Raw genomic sequence first — 18480 nt, 5'->3', positions numbered from 1 at the left:
ACAATCCGGCCCGTCCACGGGCGAGAACAAGAGGGGCGAAAGCAATGGAGAAGGGGCATCGCGGACCCGCAGGGCTGCGCATGGGGGCGGCCGTGCCGGCCTGGCTGGCGCTGGCGCTGGCGGTTTCTCAACCGGCGGCGGCCCAGGCGCCTGCCGCCTCCCCTGCAGCCGCACCGGCGGCGCCGCTCGCGCCGGCTCCGGCCGCGGTGTTCGCCATCCGGGGCTTCGACGTGCGCGGCGACAACCCGCTGGGCGACGCCGAAACCGCCCGCGTGCTGGCCCCGTTCGTGCGGGCCGACGCCACCATCGCCACGCTGCAGCAGGCCACCGCGGCCCTGGAAGCGGCGCTGCGCCAGAAGGGCTACGGCCTGCACCGCGTCGCGCTGCCGCCGCAGGAAGTGGGCGCCAGCGTGCGCCTGGACATCGTCACCTTCACCATCAGCAAGGTGGCGATCGAGGGCCGCGGCATCTACGACGCGGACAACATCCGCCGCACCCTGCCCGAGCTGCAGGAGGGACGCACGCCCAATTTCAGGCGGCTGGCGGTCGAGACCGCCATCGCCAACGAGAACCCGAACAAGCAGATCCAGGTCGGCATCCGCGAGGGCGACGAGCCGGACAAGATCGACGCCACCATCACGGTCAAGGAGCAGCGCCCCTGGACCTTCGGCATCAGCGCGTCGAATTCCGGCACCGATTCGTCCGGCCGCGACCGCCTGACCGTCACCGGCGGCCACACCAACCTGTTCGATCGCGACCACCAGTTCGTGGGTGCGTACACCACCTCGCTCGAGCGCACCAGCGACGTCAGGCAGCTGGGCCTGGCCTACAAGGTGCCGCTGTATGCGCTGGGCTCCGTCGTCGGCGCCAGCTACACCCGCTCGGACGTGGTCGGCAACTTCGGCGCCTTCACCAGCACCGGCGCCGGCCACACGTTCGGCGGCAGCTACACCCTGTACCTGCCGCCCGACGGCGGCCGCCGCAGCTACGTGGCGCTGTCCCTGGACGACAAGGTCTTCAAGGCGTCCCGCATCAACGACATCGTGGTGCCCGGCGCGCTGGACCGCCGCAGCCGCCCGATCACCCTCGGCTACAACGCGCGCACCGAGAGCGACGCCTCGGTCTGGGGCTACAACGTCGACCTGGCGTTCAACACCGGCTCCGGCGAGGCCAACACGCTGCAGGCCTACCGCAGCGAGGATCCCCGCATCGGCACCGTCCACTGGAAGGCGCTGCGCGGCGGCATCCAGTACCTGGCGCCGTTCGCCAAGGGCTGGCTGCTGTCGCTGCGCGGGGCCTGGCAATACAGCCCCGACGTGCTGATCTCGGGCGAGCAGTTCGGCCTCGGCGGCGCCGCCTCGGTGCGCGGCACCTCCATCGAGCGCCCGATCTCCGGGGACAAGGGGCTCTCGGGCACGCTGGAAGTGAGCACCCCGGAACTGCTGCCGGGCCTGCGCGCGCTGGCCTTCGCCGACGCCGGCTGGCTGGGCAACAACAGCCCCAACGGCGCCACCAAGCCGTCGCACGACCAGCTGGCCAGCGCCGGCGTGGGCCTGCGCTACTTCAACGGGCCGTTCGCCGCCACCGCCGATTACGGCCACCTGGTCGCCGGCAGCCGCGTCCCGCTGTCGGCCAGCTCGGCCGCGCCGCGCGCCGGCAACGACCGCGTGTACCTCAGCGTCGCGCTGCGCTTCTGAGCGTCTAGACTCGCACCATGGCAGGCCTGCAACGCGGCGGTGCGACGCCGCAGTCGATCACCGTCCACTCCAAGTCACGCGTCCTCGAGGTCGGGTTCTCCGACGGGGCGGTGTTCCGCATCCCGTTCGAGCTGATGCGCATCTACTCGCCCTCGGCCGAGGTGCAGGGGCACGGCCCCGGCCAGGAGGTGCTGCAGACCGGCAAGCGGGACGTCGGGCTGCTCGCGCTCGATCCCGTGGGCAACTACGCCGTGCAGCCGCGCTTTTCCGACGGCCACGACAGCGGCATCTTCTCGTGGGATTACCTGTACCACCTCGGTTCGCAGCAGGAGCAGCTGTGGGCCGACTACGAGCGCAGGCTCGGCGAGGCCGGCGTCGACCGCGACGCGCCGATGGCCCCGGCCGGGCAGCACGGCTGCTCGCACTGATCCCCGCCCGAGAGACCCCGGGCTGCCGCCGGGATGCGGCCGGCAGCCCGCCGATTGCCCCTACCATCCGGGCATGAGCAGCACCCATTTCGGCTTCGAGACCGTCGACGAGCGCGACAAGGCCCGCCGCGTGCGCGGCGTGTTCGATTCGGTCGCTTCGCGCTACGACCTGATGAACGACCTGATGTCGATGGGGTTGCACCGCGCCTGGAAGGCCTACACGGTCATGGTCGCCAACGTGCAGCCGGGCCAGCAGGTGCTGGACATCGCCGGCGGCACGGGCGACCTGGCGCTGGCCTTCGCCCGCAAGGTCGGCCCCGGGGGCCGCGTGGTGCACACCGACATCAACGAGACGATGCTGCGCACCGGCCGCGACCGCCTGATCGACGCCGGCATCGCCCTGCCCACGCTGGTGTGCGACGCCGAGAAGCTGCCCTTCGCCAGCGGCCACTTCGACCTGGTGACGGTGGCCTTCGGGCTGCGCAACATGACCCACAAGGACGCGGCGCTGGCGGAGATGAACCGCGTCCTCAAGCCGGGCGGCAAGCTGCTCGTGCTGGAGTTCTCGCGCGTGGCGGCGCCGCTGACCAAGGCCTACGACTGGTACTCGTTCCAGGTGCTGCCGCGCCTGGGGCAGGCGGTCGCGGGGGATGCGTCGAGCTACCGCTACCTGGCCGAGTCGATCCGCATGCACCCGGGGCAGGAGGAGCTCAAGGCCCTCATGCACAAAGCGGGATTCGGCCACGTGGACTACCACAACCTGACCGGCGGCGTGGTGGCCCTCCATGTTGGAATCAAGTGCTGACGCGCGGCACGCAAGCACGCAGGAAGGAAGACGCATGAAGTTCTGGACGGTCACCCTGGCGGTCCTGCTGGCCATGGCGAGCCTGGACGCCGATGCGGCGCGGCGCCTCGGTGGCGGCCGCTCCATCGGCAGGCAATCGGGCAACGTGACGCAGCGCGAGGCGGCGCAGCCCGCCCCGGCGGCACCCGTGCAACAGGCCGCGCCGGCCAACCAGGCTGCCCGGCCGGCCACCCCGGCCCCCGCCCAGCCCGCGACGGCGGCCGCGCCGCAGCGGCGCCCCTGGGGGGCGATGCTCGGCGGCCTGGCCGCAGGCCTGGGCCTGGCGTGGCTGGCGCATTCGCTGGGGCTCGGCCCGGCGATGGCCAACATCCTGCTCGTCGTGCTGCTGGCGCTGCTCGCCTTCGCGGTGATCGGCATGCTGATGCGCAACCGGCGGCCGGCGCTGGCCGGCGCCGGTGCCTACCAGCCCACGTCGCCCGAATCGGCGCGCGAGCCGCCCCAGTACAACCCGGCCAAGGTGGGCAACGACGCGTCCGCCCGTCCCTGGGAGCGCAGCAGCATGGCCTTCGATGCCTCGAAGGCGGGTGGCTCGGGCCTCCAGATCGGCTCCGCGCTGTCCGGCCCGCAGACCTGGGGCGTGCCGGCCGGCTTCGACACCACCGGCTTCGTCGGCGCCGCCAAGCGCAACTTCATGACGCTGCAGGACGCCTGGGACCGCGCCGACATCGCGACGCTGCGCTCGATGATGACCGACGAGATGCTGTCCGAGATCCGCACCCAGCTGGGTGAGCGCGAGGCGCACCTGGACGGCCAGCCGAACAAGACCGACGTCGTGATGCTGGAGGCGCAGCTGCTCGGCATCGAGGACCTGGGCAACGACTACATGGCCAGCGTGGAGTTCTCCGGCATGATCCGCGAGCAGCCCTCGGCCGGCCCCAGCCCCTTCCGCGAGGTCTGGAACATGACCAAGCCGAAGAACGGCGCCAGCGGCTGGCTGGTCGCGGGGGTGCAGGCGCTGGCCTGACGGGGCGCCTGCCCTCGGGGCGCGGGCCGCGCCCCATAATGGCGGCCGATGGCCTCCACCCCGCCGCTTCCTTTCGTCGACAGCCTCCTCGATGCGATCGGCTCGCGCCTCGCGCCGCCGCCCTGGGCGGTCCACGAGGCGCAGCACCGCCTGGTGCTGGTCCTGAACCACGTGCTGATGCAGGAGCCGCAGGCCATGGAGCGCCTGCGCCGCCAGCAGGGCCGCGTCGTCGAGGCCCGCTGGCGCGTCTTCCACATCCGCCTGGCCGCCACCCCGGCGGGCCTGCTGGACCTGGCCGATCCAGGCACCGCGCCCGACCTCACGCTCACCGTCACCGAGGACTCGCCCTGGTCGCTCGCGCAGGCGGCGCTGCGCGGCGAAAAGCCGCCGGTGCGCATCGCCGGCGACGTGCAGTTCGCCGCCGAGGTGAACTGGCTGGTCGACCACGTGCGCTGGGATGTCGAGGAAGACCTGTCGCGCCTGGTGGGTGACGCCCCGGCCCACTCGGCCGCGCAGGCGGCGCGGGCGATGGCCGACGCCCTGCGGCGGTTCGTTCCCGGCGCGCCGCCGCCGGCCGCGACCCCCGCGCCGGGGGTCGGCGGCAAGGGCTCGGGGCCGGCATGAGGCGGGTGGTTCGCAGCGCGTTCATCCTCTGGATCGTCCTGCGCTACGGGCTCGACGAGCTCTTCCTCCAAAGCTTTCGCCTGCCCTGGCTGCAGCGGGTCGCCCGCGTCCTCACGGTGGGGCGCAACCTCGACGCGCCCCGCGGGCAGCGGCTGCGCGAGGCGCTGGAGCGCCTCGGCCCGATCTTCGTCAAGTTCGGCCAGGTGCTGTCCACCCGGCGCGACCTGCTGCCCGCCGACGTCGCCGACGAACTGGCGCGCCTGCAGGACCGCGTGCCGCCGTTCGACCCCGCGGTGGCCATCGCCACCATTGAGCGGGCGTTCCGGCGCCCGGTCGGCAGCATCTTTGCCAGCTTCGAGCGCGAGCCGGTGGCCAGCGCGTCGATCGCGCAGGTGCACTTCGCCACGCTGAAGGACCGCCAGGGCCGCACGCGCGAGGTGGCCGTGAAGGTGCTGCGCCCCGGCATGCTGCCGGTGATCGAGAAGGACCTGGCGCTGATGCGCATGATGGCCGGCTGGATCGAGGGCCTGTCGGCCGACGCCAAGCGGCTCAAGCCGCGCGAGGTGGTCGCCGAATTCGACAAGTACCTGCACGACGAGCTGGACCTGCTGCGCGAGGCGGCCAACGCGGCCCAGCTGCGGCGCAACATGGACGGCCTGGACCTGGTGCTGATCCCCGAGATGTTCTGGGACTGGTGCCATTCCGAGGTGATCGTGATGGAGCGCATGTACGGCGTTCCCGTCAGCCACGTCGAGCGGCTGCGCGAGGCCGGGGTCGACATGAAGCAGCTGGCGCGCGACGGCGTCACGATCTTCTTCACCCAGGTGTTCCGCGACGGCTTCTTCCATGCCGACATGCACCCGGGCAACATCCAGGTGAGCACCGACCCGGCCACGTTCGGGCGCTACATCTCGCTGGACTTCGGGATCATCGGCACGCTCACCGAGTTCGACAAGGACTACCTGGCGCAGAACTTCAGCGCGTTCTTCCGCCGCGACTACAAGCGCGTGGCCGAGCTGCACATCGAATCGGGCTGGGTGCCGCCGGAGACCCGCGTCGACGAGCTCGAGTCGGCCATCCGCGCCGTGTGCGAGCCGTACTTCGACCGGCCGCTGCGGGAGATCTCGCTGGGCATGGTGCTGATGCGCCTGTTCCAGACCTCGCGCCGCTTCCACGTCGAGATCCAGCCGCAGCTGGTGCTGCTGCAAAAGACGCTGCTGAACATCGAGGGCCTGGGCCGCGAGCTCGATCCCGACCTGGACCTGTGGGCCACGGCCAAGCCCTTCCTGGAGCGCTGGATGCTCGAGCAGGTCGGCCCGCAGCGCCTGCTGGACGAACTGCGCGACCAGGCCCCGCGCTACGCCAAGCTGCTGCCGGACCTGCCGCGCCTGCTGCACGACTACCTGCGCCGCCGGCCGGAGGCGCAGAAGAAGGAGGAACTGCAGCTGCTGCTCGCCGAGCAGCGCCGCACCAACCGCCTGCTGCAGACCATGCTGGCGCTGGGCCTGGGATTCGCCCTGGGCCTGGCGGCGACCCACCTCGCGGCCTGGGTCCGCTGGCTCTGAAGGCAGGGGCCCCTCGGGCATAATTCCGCCGCCCATCCACGGGGGTGCTGGTGAATTACACACTCATCTCGTTCGTCGTCCTGTACCTCCTCGGCACGCTCGGCATCGGCGTGTGGGCCGGCACCCGGATCCACAACACGGCCGACTTCGCCGTCGCCGGCCGCAGCCTGCCGCTGGCCATGGTGGTGACCACCACGTTCGCCACCTGGTTCGGCGCCGAGACGGTCATGGGCATCCCGGCCAAGTTCGTGCAGGGGGGGCTGAACGCCATCGTCGAGGACCCGTTCGGGGCGGGCACCTGCCTGATCCTGGTGGGCGTGTTCTTCGCCGCCCGCCTGTACCGCCAGAACCTGCTGACCATCGGCGACTTCTACCGCCAGCGCTACGGGCGCGGCGTCGAGGTGTTCTGCTCGGGCGCCATCATCCTCAGCTACCTGGGCTGGGTGGCCGCGCAGATCACGGCGCTGGGCCTGGTCTTCTCGGTCCTCACCAACGGCGCGATGTCCGAGACCACAGGCATGATCGTGGGCACCATGGCGGTGCTGGTCTACGTGGTGATCGGCGGCTTCCTGGCGATCGCGTGGACCGACTTCATCCAGATGATCGTGCTGATCATCGGCCTGTCGGTCATCGCCGTCTTCGCCACCGACTTGGCCGGCGGCACGGAACCGGTGCTCGCGATGGCCCGCTCGAAGGAGCTGGCCAATTTCCTGCCGCCCGCCTCGTTCACCGACATCGCCTTCTTCGTCGGCGCCGGCGTCACGATGATGCTGGGCAGCATCCCGCAGCAGGACGTGTTCCAGCGCGTGATGTCCGCCCAGGACGCGACCACCGCGCGCAACGGCGCCGTCATCGGCGGCGTCAGCTACATCCTGTTCGCCTTCGTGCCGATGTTCATCGTGTCCTGCGCGGTGGTGGTCATGGGCGACCAGGCGATGGAGCTGGCCCGCAACGACTACCAGCGCCTGCTGCCCACCTTCGTGCTGACCAAGATGCCGCTCGTGATGCAGATCCTGTTCTTCGGCGCGCTGCTGTCGGCCATCAAGAGCACCTCGTCGGCCACGCTGCTGGCGCCCTCGACCAGCTTCGTCGAGAACATCCTGAAGAACCTGCGCCCGCACATGAGCGACCGGCAGCAGCTGCTGGCCATGCGGGTGACCATCGTCGTCTTCACCGCCATCGTGCTGGCCTACGCCGTCGCGATGAAGGGCACGCCCATCTATGACCTGGTCTCCGCCGCGTACCAGGTGACGCTGGTGGGCGCGTTCGTGCCGCTGGTGGTGGGCCTGTACTGGAAGCGCGCGACCACCCAGGGCGCCATCGTCTCCATCGTGGCCGGCATCACCACCTGGGTGCTGTTCTTCCCGCAGCTCAACGAGGCGTGGAGCAAGCTGTTCCCCGGCCAGCTGGCGGGCCTGCTCGCCGCGCTGGCGGGCATGGTCGCCGGCTCGCTGGCGCCCCAGGTGCTTCGCAACCGCAAGGAGCCGCGGATGCACAGCATGGTCGCCTGAGCCGCCGCGCCAGCGGACGCGGGGTTGGTTTCCGGCCCCCCGCCTATAATTGAAGGCTTTGCACCCCGCGTCACTTCCTTCCTAGCCATGCCCATCTACGCCTACAAGTGCGGCTCCTGTGGCCATGCCAAGGACGTCCTGCAGAAAGTGTCCGATGCGCCGCTGACCACCTGCCCGGCCTGCGGGGCCGAGGCGTTCAGCAAGCAGATCACCGCCGCCGGCTTCCAGCTCAAGGGATCCGGCTGGTACGTCACCGACTTCCGCAACAACAGTGGGGGCGGCGGCAGCAGCGCCACGTCCACCGCCGCCAAGTCCGACGACGCCAAGCCCGCCGACAAGTCCACCGACAAGTCAGGCGATGCCAAGCCCTCCGAGGGCGCCACCGCGGCCAAGCCCGACACGCCTTCGGCCTCGGCCGGCGGCTGCGGCGGTGCCTGCGCCTGCCACTGACGGCCCGGGACCCGCGATGGCCGCACTCCGCCGTTGGCTGTTTGCCGGCCTCCTCGTCCTTGCGCCGGTGGGCATCACCCTGTGGGTGCTGCAGTGGATCGTCGGCACGCTCGACCAGACGCTGCTGATCCTGCCCGAGGCCTGGCAGCCGCAGCGCCTGATCGGCTACCGCATCCCGGGCCTGGGCGTGCTGCTGGCGCTGGCCATCCTGCTGGTGGTGGGCGCCGTCACCAGCAACTTCGTCGGCCGCAAGCTGGTCGCCTGGGGCGATGCCATCCTGCACCGCATCCCGGTGGTGCGGTCCATCTACTCCAGCGTCAAGCAGGTCTCGGACACGCTGTTCTCGCCCTCGGGCAACGCGTTCCGCACCGCGGTGCTGGTGCAGTGGCCGCGCGCCGACGTCTGGACCATCGCCTTCGTGACCGGCTCGCCGGGCGGCGATGTCGCCACCCACCTGCCCGACGATTTCGTGAGCGTCTACGTCCCCACGACGCCCAACCCCACCGGCGGCTACTTCGTCATGCTGCGCCGGCGCGACTGCATCGAGCTGAAGATGAGCGTCGAAGAGGCGCTGCGCTACGTCATCTCGATGGGCGTGGTCGTGCCGGCTGCGCCGGCCCACAATCCCCGCTGACGCGCCGCTGCCGCGGCGCGCCACCTTTCCCCGAGGTTTTCCCATGTCTTCACAACAAATGCGCTCCACCTATTGCGGCCTCGTCGACGAGACGCTGCTCGGTCAGACGGTCACCCTGTGCGGGTGGGTGAACCGCCGGCGCGACCACGGCGGCGTGATCTTCGTCGACCTGCGCGACCGCGAGGGCTACGTGCAGGTGGTGTGCGATCCCGACCGCGCCGAGATGTTCAAGGCCGCCGAGGGCCTGCGCAACGAGTTCTGCGTGCAGGTCACGGGCCTGGTGCGCGCGCGCCCGGCCGGCACCACCAACGACAGCCTGCGCAGCGGCAAGATCGAGGTGCTGTGCCACGAACTGGTGGTGCTCAACCCCTCGGTCACCCCGCCGTTCCAGCTGGACGACGAGAACCTGTCGGAGACCACCCGCCTGCTGCACCGCGTGCTGGACCTGCGCCGGCCGTACATGCAGAAGAACCTGATGCTGCGCTACAAGGTCACGATGGAGGTGCGCAAGTTCCTCGACGCCAACGGCTTCATCGACATCGAGACGCCGATGCTCACCAAGAGCACGCCCGAAGGCGCGCGCGACTACCTGGTGCCCAGCCGCGTGCACGACGGCATGTTCTTCGCGCTGCCGCAGTCGCCCCAGCTGTTCAAGCAGCTGCTGATGGTGGCCGGCTTCGACCGCTACTACCAGATCACCAAGTGCTTCCGCGACGAGGACCTGCGCGCCGACCGGCAGCCCGAGTTCACGCAGATCGACGTGGAGACCTCCTTCATGAAGGAGGAGGAGATCCGCACGATGTTCGAGGGCATGATCCGCAGCACGTTCCAGAACGTGATCGGCGTGGACCTCGGCGGCTTCCCGGTGATGAAGCACGTCGACGCGATGCGACTGTACGGCTCCGACAAGCCCGACCTGCGCGTGCAGCTGGAGTTCACCGAGCTCACCGACGTCATGAAGGACGTCGACTTCAAGGTCTTCTCCGGCCCGGCCAACGACGCCGACGGCCGCGTGGTGGGCCTTCGCGTGCCCGGCGGCGGCGAGATGAGCCGCGGCGAGATCGACGGCTACACCGAGTTCGTGAAGATCTACGGCGCCAGGGGCCTGGCCTGGATCAAGGTCAACGACGCCGCCAAGGGCCGCGAGGGCCTGCAGTCGCCGATCGTCAAGAACATCCACGACGCCGCCATCGCGGCCATCCTCGAGCGCACCGGCGCCAAGGACGGCGACCTGATCTTCTTCGGCGCCGACAAGGCCAAGGTGGTCAACGACGCCATCGGCGCGCTGCGCGTGAAGGTCGGCCACAGCGACTTCGGCAAGGCCAAGGGCCTGGTGCAGGGCGAGTGGAAGCCGCTGTGGGTGGTGGACTTCCCGATGTTCGAGTTCGACGACGAGGGCCAGCGCTGGAACGCGGTGCACCACCCGTTCACCTCGCCCAAGGACGGCCACGAGGACTGGCTCGAGACCGACCCCGGCCGCTGCGTCGCCAAGGCCTACGACGCGGTGCTCAACGGCATCGAGCTCGGCGGCGGCTCGATCCGGATCCACCGCGAGGACGTGCAGAGCAAGGTGTTCCGCGCGCTCAAGATCGGCCCGGAGGAGGCCAAGGCCAAGTTCGGCTTCCTGCTGGACGCGCTGCAGTACGGCGCGCCCCCGCACGGCGGCATCGCCATCGGCCTGGACCGCTTCGTCATGCTGATGACGGGCGCCGAGAGCCTGCGCGACGTGATCGCCTTCCCCAAGACCCAGCGCGCCCAGGACCTGCTGACCCAGGCCCCGGGCCCGGTCGACGAGAAGCAGCTGCGCGAGCTGCACATCCGCCTGCGCAACCCCCAGGCATCCTGAGGTCAGGCTCGCAAGGGCTCGGGAACAGGGGCGCTTCGGCGCCCTTTTTCTTTGCGGGAAGCGATGGCCCGGCGCCCATGCTGAGCTGGGCGCGCTGGTAGGCTCCAGGCCCGCGAACCAGCGATCCAGGCCCGTGCGCTTCAAGATTCCCCAGTCCGTCCTCGTCGTGATCCACACGCCGGCGCTGGACGTGTTGCTCATCCATCGGGCCGACGCGCCGGGCTTCTGGCAATCGGTCACCGGCAGCAAGGACAGCGACGACGAGGACTTCGTGGCCACCGCCGTGCGCGAGGTCCTGGAGGAAACGGGCATCGACTGCGCGCCGGGCACCCCGCTGCATGCAAGCCTGCGCGACTGGGGCCTGGAGAACGTCTACGAGATCTATCCACGCTGGCTGCACCGCTACGGGCCCGGCGTCACGCACAACACCGAGCACGTGTTCGGCCTGCGGGTGCCCGCCGGCACGCCGGTGCGCCTGGATCCGCGCGAGCACTGCGGTTACCGCTGGTTGCCGTGGCAGGCGGCCGCCGACGCGTGCTTCTCGCCGTCCAACGCCGAAGCGATCCTGTTGCTGCCACAATTTGCGCAATGACCGTGCTGCGTGTTGCGACGTACAACATCCACAAGGGAGTGCAGGGCATCGGACCGGTGCGGCGACTCGAGATCCACAACATCGGCCATGCCGTGGAGCAGCTGGACGCCGACCTCGTGTGCCTGCAGGAAGTGCGCAAGCTCCACCGCCGCGAGGAGCGCTACTTCACCCGCTGGCCCGAGCTGCCGCAGGCCGAATTCCTCGCGCCCGAGGGCTATGCCTCCGTCTACCAGACCAACGCCACCACCCGCCATGGCGAGCACGGCAACGCGTTGCTCTCGCGCTGGCCGGTGGTGTCGCATGGCCACGAGGACATGTCGGACCACCGGTTCGAGCAGCGCGGCCTGCTGCACGTGCAGGTGCGCGTGGAGCGCCGCACCGTCCATGTCATCGTGCTGCACCTGGGGCTCATCGCCGCCAGCCGCGTGCGCCAGGTCCAGCAGCTGGGCCAGTACATCCAGCGCGAGATCCCTTCGCGCGCGCCGCTCGTGGTCGCGGGCGACCTCAACGACTGGGGCGGCAAGCTGCGCCCCGCGATGCGCGAGCTGGGCCTGAAGGACTTCGTGCACGAGAAGGCGGCGACCTATCCCTCGCGGCTGCCGCTCGCGCAGCTCGATTACGTGTATGCGCGGGGGCTCAAGCCGGTGGGCGTCGAGATCCCGCGTGGTCGCGTGTGGGGCAAGATGTCCGACCACCTGCCGCTCGTCGCCAGCTTCAAGCTGTAGGCACCATGGCGCACCGGATCCCGCCGTTGCGAACGGGCCATGCGCTGCAGCTGCTGGAAGGCAGCGCCGGGTACTTCCCCGCCCTGGCCGCCGCCATCGACGCGGCGCAGCGCGAGGTCTGGCTGGAGACCTACATCTTCGACTTCACCGGCGCGAGCGAGGAGGTCGCCTTCGCGCTGGAGCGCGCCGCCCGGCGCGGGGTCGCGGTCCGCGTGCTGGTCGACGGCTTCGGCAGCGGCCCGGTGCCCGATGCCTGGCGCGACCGGTTGCTGGCCGCCGGGGTGCTGTGGCGGGTGTACGCGCCGCCGGGCCGCTTCGGCGTGTTCCGGCCCTCGAGCTGGCGGCGCCTGCACCGCAAGCTGGTGCAGGTGGACGAGTCCGTCGCCTTCTGCGGCGGCATCAACATCCTGGACGACCTGCACGACCCGAACCATGGCGCCCTGGAGGCGCCGCGCCTGGACTTCGCCGTGCGGGTGGAGGGTCCGCTGGTGGCCGACGTGCGCCAGACGATGCTGCGGCTGTGGGACCGCATGCGCACGTTCCAGGACCTGCGGCACGGCCAGCTTGCCGGTGCGCTGACGTCGCTGCGCGAGCTGCGGGCAAGCCGCCGCATGCGCCCCCGTGACGCGCGCGCGCCGGCGCCGGCCGAGAGCCGGCGCACCCGCGCCGCCCTCGTGCTGCGCGACAACCTGCGCAACCGGGCCCGCATCGAGCGCGCGTACCGGCGCGCGATCGGCCGCGCGCGCTCGGAGATCGTGATCGCCAACGCGTACTTCGTGCCCGGCCACAAGATGCGCCGCGCGCTCGTCGAGGCGGCCCGCCGCGGCGTCAAGGTCGTCCTGCTGCTGCAGGGGCGCTACGAATACTTCATGCAGTACTACGCCGCGCGCCCGGTCTACGGCGCGCTGCTGCGCGCCGGCGTGGTGATCCACGAATACTCGCCCAGCTTCCTGCACGCGAAGGTGGCGGTGGTGGACGGCCGCTGGGCCACCGTGGGCTCGTCCAATATCGATCCGCTCAGCCTGCTGCTCGCGCGCGAGGCCAACGTGGTGATCGAGGACGCCGGCTTCGCCGCCGGCCTGCGGGCGCGGCTGCTGCAGGCCGTCGAGCGCGAGGGCCAGCTCATGGATCCCGGCCAGTACGCGCAGCGCCCCTGGCACGAGCGGCTGCTGGAGCACCTGGCCCTGGGCCTGATGCGGCTGGCGCTCGCGGTGCACGGCAAGCGGAGCTACTGGTGAGCGCGCCGGACGACCTCGTCGTGCAGCGGCCCGAGGGCCTGTACTGCCCGCCCGGCGACTTCTACATCGACCCCTGGCGCCCGGTGCCGCGCGCGGTCATCACCCATGCGCACGCCGACCACGCCCGCACCGGCCACGGGCACTACCTGGCGGCGGAGCCGGCCGAGGGCGTGCTGCGCTCGCGCCTGGGCGACATCGACCTGATGACGCTGCCGTACGGCGCGGCGATCGAGCACCACGGCGTGCGCGTGTCGCTCCATCCGGCGGGCCACGTGCTGGGGTCGGCCCAGGTGCGGCTCGAGCACGCCGGGCGCGTCTGGGTGGCCAGCGGCGACTACAAGGTGGCGCCCGACCCCACCTGCGAGCCGTTCGAGCCGGTGCGCTGCGACGTGTTCATCACCGAGTCGACCTTCGGCCTGCCGATCTACCGCTGGCGGCCGGACGACGAGCTGTTCGCGGACATCAACGCCTGGTGGGCGCGCAACGTCGATGCCGGCCGCGCGAGCGTGCTGGCCTGCTACAGCTTCGGCAAGGCCCAGCGCATCCTGAGCGGCGTCGACCCGACCATCGGGCCGATCATCGTGCACGGCGCCGTCACCCCGCTGAACGCGGCCTACCGGGCCGCCGGCGTGCCGCTGCCGCAGACGCAGATGGTGACCGAGGTGAAGGACCGGGCCGACCTGCGCCGGGCCCTGGTGCTGTGCCCGCCGAGCGCGGTGGCCAGCACCTGGCTGCGGCGCTTCGGCGACGCGAGCACGGCCTTCGCGAGCGGCTGGATGCAGCTGCGCGGGGCGCGCCGGCGCGGCGGCTACGACCGCGGATTCGTGGTCTCGGACCATGCCGACTGGCCCGGCCTGCTGGCCGCCATCGGCGCCACCGGCGCGCAGCGCGTGATCGTCACGCACGGCAGCATCCCGGTGATGGTGCGCTACCTGCAGGAGCAGGGCCTGCAGGCCGAAGGGTTCGACACCGAGTACGGCGACGACGCCGTCGAGGCCGACACGGCGCCGGAGACGCCGGAGGCGGCGGGCTCCTGACGTGGAACAGTTCTCGCGGCTCTTCGCCGAACTCGACGCGACGACCTCGACCAACGCCAAGGTGGAGGCGCTGCAGCGCTACTTCGCCCAGGCCACGCCCGCCGATGCCGCCTGGGCCGTCTACTTCCTGGCCGGCGGCAAGCCCCGCCAGGTGCTGAACATGGGCCTGCTCGCGCAGCTGGCCTGCGAGGAGGCCGGCATCGAGCCCTGGCTGTTCGACGAGTGCTACCAGGCGGTCGGCGACCTGGCCGAGACCATCGCCCACGTGCTGCCGCGCGCCGGCGAGACGTCGCACGTCGGGCTGGCCGAGTGGATCGAGGAGCGCCTGCTGCCGCTGCGCGGCCTGCCGCCCGCGGACATCGCGCAACGCGTGCGCGGCTACTGGCGCGAGCTGGACGACCAGGGCCGTTTCCTGCTCACCAAGCTGGTGGGCGGCGGCTTCCGGGTCGGCGTGAGCAAGCTGCTGGTGCAGCGCGCCCTGGCGGCGCACAGCGGCGTGGACACCAAGCGGGTCGCCCAGCGCATGATGGGCTACACCGACGGCAAGGTGATGCCCTCGGCCGAGCGCTTTTCCGCCCTGGTGGCGCAGGTGGAGGAGGGCGCGCCGCACCGCGCCGACGAGGGCCAGCCCTATCCCTTCTTCCTCGCGCACCAGCTCGACGGCACGGCCGAGGTGTTCGGCTCCCGGCTCGGCCCGGTGCAGGACTGGCAGGTGGAGTGGAAGTACGACGGCATCCGCGGGCAGGTGGTCAAGCGCGGCGGCCGGGTGTGGATCTGGTCGCGCGGCGAGGAACTGGTCACCGAGCGCTTCCCCGAGATCGTCGCGCTGGCGCAGGCACTGCCCGATGGGACGGTGCTGGACGGCGAGATCCTGGTGTGGGCCGACCCGGAGCCCGGGGAGCCGGGGGAGGAGGTCGCCTCGCCCCCCGGCCTGGCCGGCCGCCCCGCACCATTCTCGCTGCTGCAGCAGCGCATCGGCCGCAAGACGCTGACGAAGAAGGTGCTGGCCGAGGCGCCGGTGAGCTTCGTGGCGTACGACCTGCTGGAGGAGGGCGGGGTCGACGTGCGCGAGCTGTCGCAGCGCGAGCGGCGCGCGAGGCTGGAGGCCCTGCTGGCCGGCACGCGGATCAAGCTCTCGCCGGTGGAGACGGCCGACTCGTGGCTGGAGTTCGCGCGGCGCCGCGAGCGCTCCCGCGAGCTGGGCGTCGAGGGCTTCATGCTCAAGCGGCTGGACGCCGCCTACGGCACCGGCCGCACCAAGGTGGACGGCCTGTGGTGGAAGTGGAAGGTCGAGCCCATGACCATCGACTGCGTGCTGGTGTACGCGCAGGCGGGGCACGGCCGCCGCGCCTCGGTCTACACCGACTACACCTTCGCCGTCTGGAACCGGCCGCCGGCCGGCCGGGCCGAGGCCGACGCGGTGCTCGAGGCCATCGCGCGCAAGGAGCCGCCCCAGCCCGGCGCGCTGCAGCTCGTGGCCTTCGCCAAGGCCTACTCGGGCCTGACCGACGAGGAGTTCCGGCAGGTCGACGCGCTGATCCGCCGCAGCACCATCGAGAAGTTCGGGCCGGTGCGCAGCGTCCGGCCCTCGCTGGTGTTCGAGCTCGGCTTCGAGGGCATCAACCGCAGCAGCCGCCACAAGAGCGGCATCGCCGTGCGCTTCCCGCGCATGCTGCGCATCCGGCACGACAAGCCGCTGCACGAGGCCAACACCCTGCAGGACCTCGAGGCGCTCCTGAATCTGTAGCTGGCTCGCAAGCGCCGGCATGGCCCGGAAGGGTTCACCTGCGCGGCACAGGGGCTGCGCCCCCGGTGTTACGATCGAACATGCTCATGAAAGCCGATCCGAACCCGCCGGTCCGCGCGGCCGCCGACGAGGGCACGCCCGTCTCGGTGAAGATCCGCGAGCGGCTGCTGGCCGCGCGCAAGCGCTTCCATTCCAACGACAACATCGCCGAGTTCATCGAGCCGGGCGAGCTCGAGGCGCTGCTCGACGAGGTGGAGGTGAAGATGCAGGCCGTGCTGGACAGCATGGTCATCGACACGGTGAGCGACCACAACACCGCCGACACCGCGCGCCGCGTGGCCAAGATGTACCTGAACGAGGTGTTCCGCGGCCGCTACGTCAGGCCGCCCACCATCACCGAGTTCCCGAACGCCGAGCACCTGAACGAGCTGATGATCGTCGGCCCGATCACGGTGCGCTCGGCCTGCAGCCACCACTTCTGCCCGGTGATCGGCAAGGTCTGGATCGGCGTGATGCCCAACGAGCACACCAACGTGATCGGCCTGTCCAAGTACGCGCGGCTGGCCGAGTGGGTGATGGGCCGGCCCCAGATCCAGGAGGAGGCGGTGGTGCAGCTGGCCGACCTCATCATGGAGAAGACCCAGCCCGACGGGCTGGCCATCGTGATGGAGGCCAGCCACTACTGCATGGCCTGGCGCGGGGTGAAGGACATGGACAGCAAGATGATCAACTCGGTCATGCGCGGCGTGTTCCTCAAGGACGCCGCGCTGCGGCGCGAATTCCTCGCGCTGATCCCGAAACGGAATGGGGGCTGACATGCTGGTGCGCCTTCTGTACTGCAGCCGCGCGGTCGATCCGGGCGCGGACGCGATCGAATCCATCCTGCACCAGGCCCGCCAGCACAACCCGGTGAGCGGCATCACCGGCATCCTGTGCTACGGCGGCGGCATCTTCCTGCAGGCCATCGAGGGCGGCCGCATGCAGGTGTCCGACCTGTTCGGCCACATCCAGAAGGACCCGCGCCACAAGGACGTCGCGCTGCTGCACTACGAGGAGATCTTCGAGCGGCGCTTCGGCGGCTGGACCATGGGCCAGGTCAACCTCACCAAGCTCAACCACTCGATCCTGCTCAAGTACTCCGAAAAGGCCGAGCTCGACCCGTACGCCGTCTCCGGCAAGGTGTCGCTCGCGCTGCTCGAGGACCTGATGGCCACCGCCGCCATCTGCGGCCGGGCCTGAGCGCGCCGCTGCACGGTCGTCGATGGAAGTCACCGGCATCCTGCGGCGCTCGCTCGGCTGGGGCGATTGCGACCCCGCCGGCATCATCTACTACCCGACCTACTACCGCTGGATGGACGCGGCCACCTGGGCCCTGGTGGCGCAGGCCGGCTATCCGGCCGCCCGCATCCGGGCCGAGCAGTTCACGCTGCCGCTGGTGGACTCGCAGTGCGCGTTCCTCAGCTCGCCCACCTTCGGCGACGAGTGCGAGGTGCGCTCGCACGTCTCGCGCTGGGGCCGCAGTTCGTTCACGGTGAGCCACGAGGTCGTGCTGGCGGCCGACGCGCGCGTGCTGGCCCGGGGCAGCGAATCGCGCGTGTGGTGCCGCTACGAGGCCGGGCCCGGCAGCCCGCTGCGCAGCGCGCGCATCCCCGACGAGGTCCGCGCGGCGCTCGGGGCGCCGCCCGCGTGACGCCGGCCCCGGCGCTGGTCGGCTGCGACTTCTCCAGCGCGCCCTCGCGCCGCAAGCCCATCGTGCTGGCCTTCGGCCGGCTCGTGCAGGACCGCGTGGTGCTCGACCGCCTCGAGCGGCTGGACAACCTGCCCGCCTTCGGCCACTGGCTGGCCGAGCCCGGCGCCTGGGTCGGCGGCTTCGACGTCCCGTTCGGCCTGCCGCGCGAACTGGTCGAGACGCTCGGCTGGCCCACCCGGTGGCTCGACTGCATCCGGCACTACTGCAGCCTGCCGCGCGAGGAGATCCGCGCGCGCTTCGCCGCCTTCTGCGATGCCCGGCCGGCCGGCGGCAAGTTCGCCCACCGGGCCTTCGACCGGCGCGCCGGGTCGAGCCCGTCGATGAAGTGGGTCAACCCGCCGGTCGCCTGGATGCTGCATGCGGCGCTGCCGCTGCTGCTGGCGGCCGGCGTGGACCTGCCCGGCCTGCGCGGGGGCGATCCGTCGCGCGTGGCGCTGGAGGCCTATCCGGGCCTGCTCGCGCGCGAGCTGATCGGCCGGCGCAGCTACAAGAACGACGATCCGGCCAAGCAGACGGCCGAGCGCCTGATCGCGCGCAAGGACATCCTCACCGGCCTGGAGGCGGGCCGGACCCGGCTCGCGCTGCGCCTCAAGCTCAGCCATGCGCAGCGCGATGCGCTGGCCGCGGACGCCAGCGGCGATGCGCTCGACGCCGTGCTGTGCCTCGTGCAGGCCGCGTGGGCCTTGCGCGCCGGCCCGCCGCGCTACGGCCTGCCCGAAGCGCTCGATCCGCTGGAAGGCTGGATCGTCAGCGCCTGAGCCGCACCCCCCGCGCGGGCCATGGCTCCAAAGGGCCATCCGGGCCCCT

Annotated in this window: 19 protein-coding genes; all 19 read left to right on the top strand. The window is 71.1% G+C overall.

Annotated features, from left to right (window positions below; all coding sequences use genetic code 11):
* Window positions 1-44 precede the first annotated feature (44 nt).
* Window positions 45-1697, top strand: coding sequence for a ShlB/FhaC/HecB family hemolysin secretion/activation protein (locus AC3ANR_RS16825; RefSeq protein ID WP_488289253.1), 1653 nt, complete (start codon window positions 45-47; stop codon window positions 1695-1697).
* Window positions 1698-1714: 17 nt separating this feature from the next.
* A complete protein-coding gene (locus AC3ANR_RS16820; protein ID WP_488289252.1) occupies window positions 1715-2125 on the top strand; it encodes a gamma-butyrobetaine hydroxylase family protein in 411 nt (136 codons plus the stop codon).
* Between the two features lie 73 nt (window positions 2126-2198).
* On the top strand, window positions 2199-2930 hold the full coding sequence (gene ubiE / locus AC3ANR_RS16815) for a bifunctional demethylmenaquinone methyltransferase/2-methoxy-6-polyprenyl-1,4-benzoquinol methylase UbiE (RefSeq protein WP_488289251.1): 732 nt from the start codon (window positions 2199-2201) through the stop codon (window positions 2928-2930).
* Window positions 2931-2964: 34 nt separating this feature from the next.
* On the top strand, window positions 2965-3954 hold the full coding sequence (locus AC3ANR_RS16810; protein WP_488289250.1) for a Tim44 domain-containing protein: 990 nt from the start codon (window positions 2965-2967) through the stop codon (window positions 3952-3954).
* A 48-nt stretch (window positions 3955-4002) separates the two neighbouring features.
* Window positions 4003-4578, top strand: coding sequence for a hypothetical protein (locus AC3ANR_RS16805; RefSeq protein ID WP_488289249.1), 576 nt, complete (start codon window positions 4003-4005; stop codon window positions 4576-4578).
* Complete coding sequence (gene ubiB, locus AC3ANR_RS16800) at window positions 4575-6143, top strand: ubiquinone biosynthesis regulatory protein kinase UbiB (protein WP_488289248.1); 1569 nt, start codon at window positions 4575-4577, stop codon at window positions 6141-6143. The genes AC3ANR_RS16805 and ubiB overlap by 4 nt, the downstream gene beginning before the upstream one ends.
* A gap of 50 nt (window positions 6144-6193) precedes the next feature.
* Complete coding sequence (locus tag AC3ANR_RS16795) at window positions 6194-7654, top strand: high affinity choline transporter 1 (RefSeq protein ID WP_488289247.1); 1461 nt, start codon at window positions 6194-6196, stop codon at window positions 7652-7654.
* Window positions 7655-7741: 87 nt separating this feature from the next.
* Window positions 7742-8104: an FmdB family zinc ribbon protein gene (locus AC3ANR_RS16790; protein WP_488289246.1), complete on the top strand. Its 363-nt coding sequence runs from the start codon at window positions 7742-7744 to the stop codon at window positions 8102-8104.
* Between the two features lie 16 nt (window positions 8105-8120).
* Window positions 8121-8738 (top strand): DUF502 domain-containing protein, encoded by a 618-nt coding sequence (locus AC3ANR_RS16785; protein WP_488289245.1) that lies wholly within the window; start codon window positions 8121-8123, stop codon window positions 8736-8738.
* Window positions 8739-8781: 43 nt separating this feature from the next.
* On the top strand, window positions 8782-10584 hold the full coding sequence (aspS, locus tag AC3ANR_RS16780) for an aspartate--tRNA ligase (RefSeq protein ID WP_488289244.1): 1803 nt from the start codon (window positions 8782-8784) through the stop codon (window positions 10582-10584).
* 133 nt (window positions 10585-10717) lie between these two features.
* Window positions 10718-11176, top strand: coding sequence for a dihydroneopterin triphosphate diphosphatase (nudB, locus tag AC3ANR_RS16775; protein WP_488289243.1), 459 nt, complete (start codon window positions 10718-10720; stop codon window positions 11174-11176).
* On the top strand, window positions 11173-11901 hold the full coding sequence (locus tag AC3ANR_RS16770; RefSeq protein WP_488289242.1) for an endonuclease/exonuclease/phosphatase family protein: 729 nt from the start codon (window positions 11173-11175) through the stop codon (window positions 11899-11901). The genes nudB and AC3ANR_RS16770 overlap by 4 nt, the downstream gene beginning before the upstream one ends.
* A 5-nt stretch (window positions 11902-11906) precedes the next feature.
* On the top strand, window positions 11907-13139 hold the full coding sequence (gene clsB, locus AC3ANR_RS16765; RefSeq protein WP_488289241.1) for a cardiolipin synthase ClsB: 1233 nt from the start codon (window positions 11907-11909) through the stop codon (window positions 13137-13139).
* Complete coding sequence (locus tag AC3ANR_RS16760) at window positions 13133-14176, top strand: ligase-associated DNA damage response exonuclease (RefSeq protein ID WP_488291834.1); 1044 nt, start codon at window positions 13133-13135, stop codon at window positions 14174-14176. The genes clsB and AC3ANR_RS16760 overlap by 7 nt, the downstream gene beginning before the upstream one ends.
* 1 nt (window position 14177) lies before the next feature.
* On the top strand, window positions 14178-15923 hold the full coding sequence (locus AC3ANR_RS16755; RefSeq protein WP_488289240.1) for an ATP-dependent DNA ligase: 1746 nt from the start codon (window positions 14178-14180) through the stop codon (window positions 15921-15923).
* An 80-nt stretch (window positions 15924-16003) separates the two neighbouring features.
* Window positions 16004-16738: a GTP cyclohydrolase I gene (gene folE / locus AC3ANR_RS16750; RefSeq protein ID WP_488289239.1), complete on the top strand. Its 735-nt coding sequence runs from the start codon at window positions 16004-16006 to the stop codon at window positions 16736-16738.
* Window position 16739: 1 nt separating this feature from the next.
* Window positions 16740-17162 carry a BLUF domain-containing protein gene (locus AC3ANR_RS16745; RefSeq protein ID WP_488289238.1) on the top strand — a complete coding sequence of 141 codons (423 nt, stop codon included), beginning with the start codon at window positions 16740-16742 and terminating at the stop codon, window positions 17160-17162.
* A 22-nt stretch (window positions 17163-17184) separates the two neighbouring features.
* A complete protein-coding gene (locus AC3ANR_RS16740; RefSeq protein WP_488289237.1) occupies window positions 17185-17613 on the top strand; it encodes an acyl-CoA thioesterase in 429 nt (142 codons plus the stop codon).
* Window positions 17610-18431 (top strand): DUF429 domain-containing protein, encoded by an 822-nt coding sequence (locus AC3ANR_RS16735; RefSeq protein WP_488289236.1) that lies wholly within the window; start codon window positions 17610-17612, stop codon window positions 18429-18431. Before AC3ANR_RS16740 ends, AC3ANR_RS16735 begins: the two co-directional genes overlap by 4 nt.
* The last annotated feature ends 49 nt before the right edge of the window (window positions 18432-18480 follow it).

This window comes from Ramlibacter sp. JJN2-2R (genome assembly GCF_057747835.1).
Note: the sequence above shows the minus strand (reverse complement) of the source record. Positions and strands in the feature narration are given on the sequence as shown.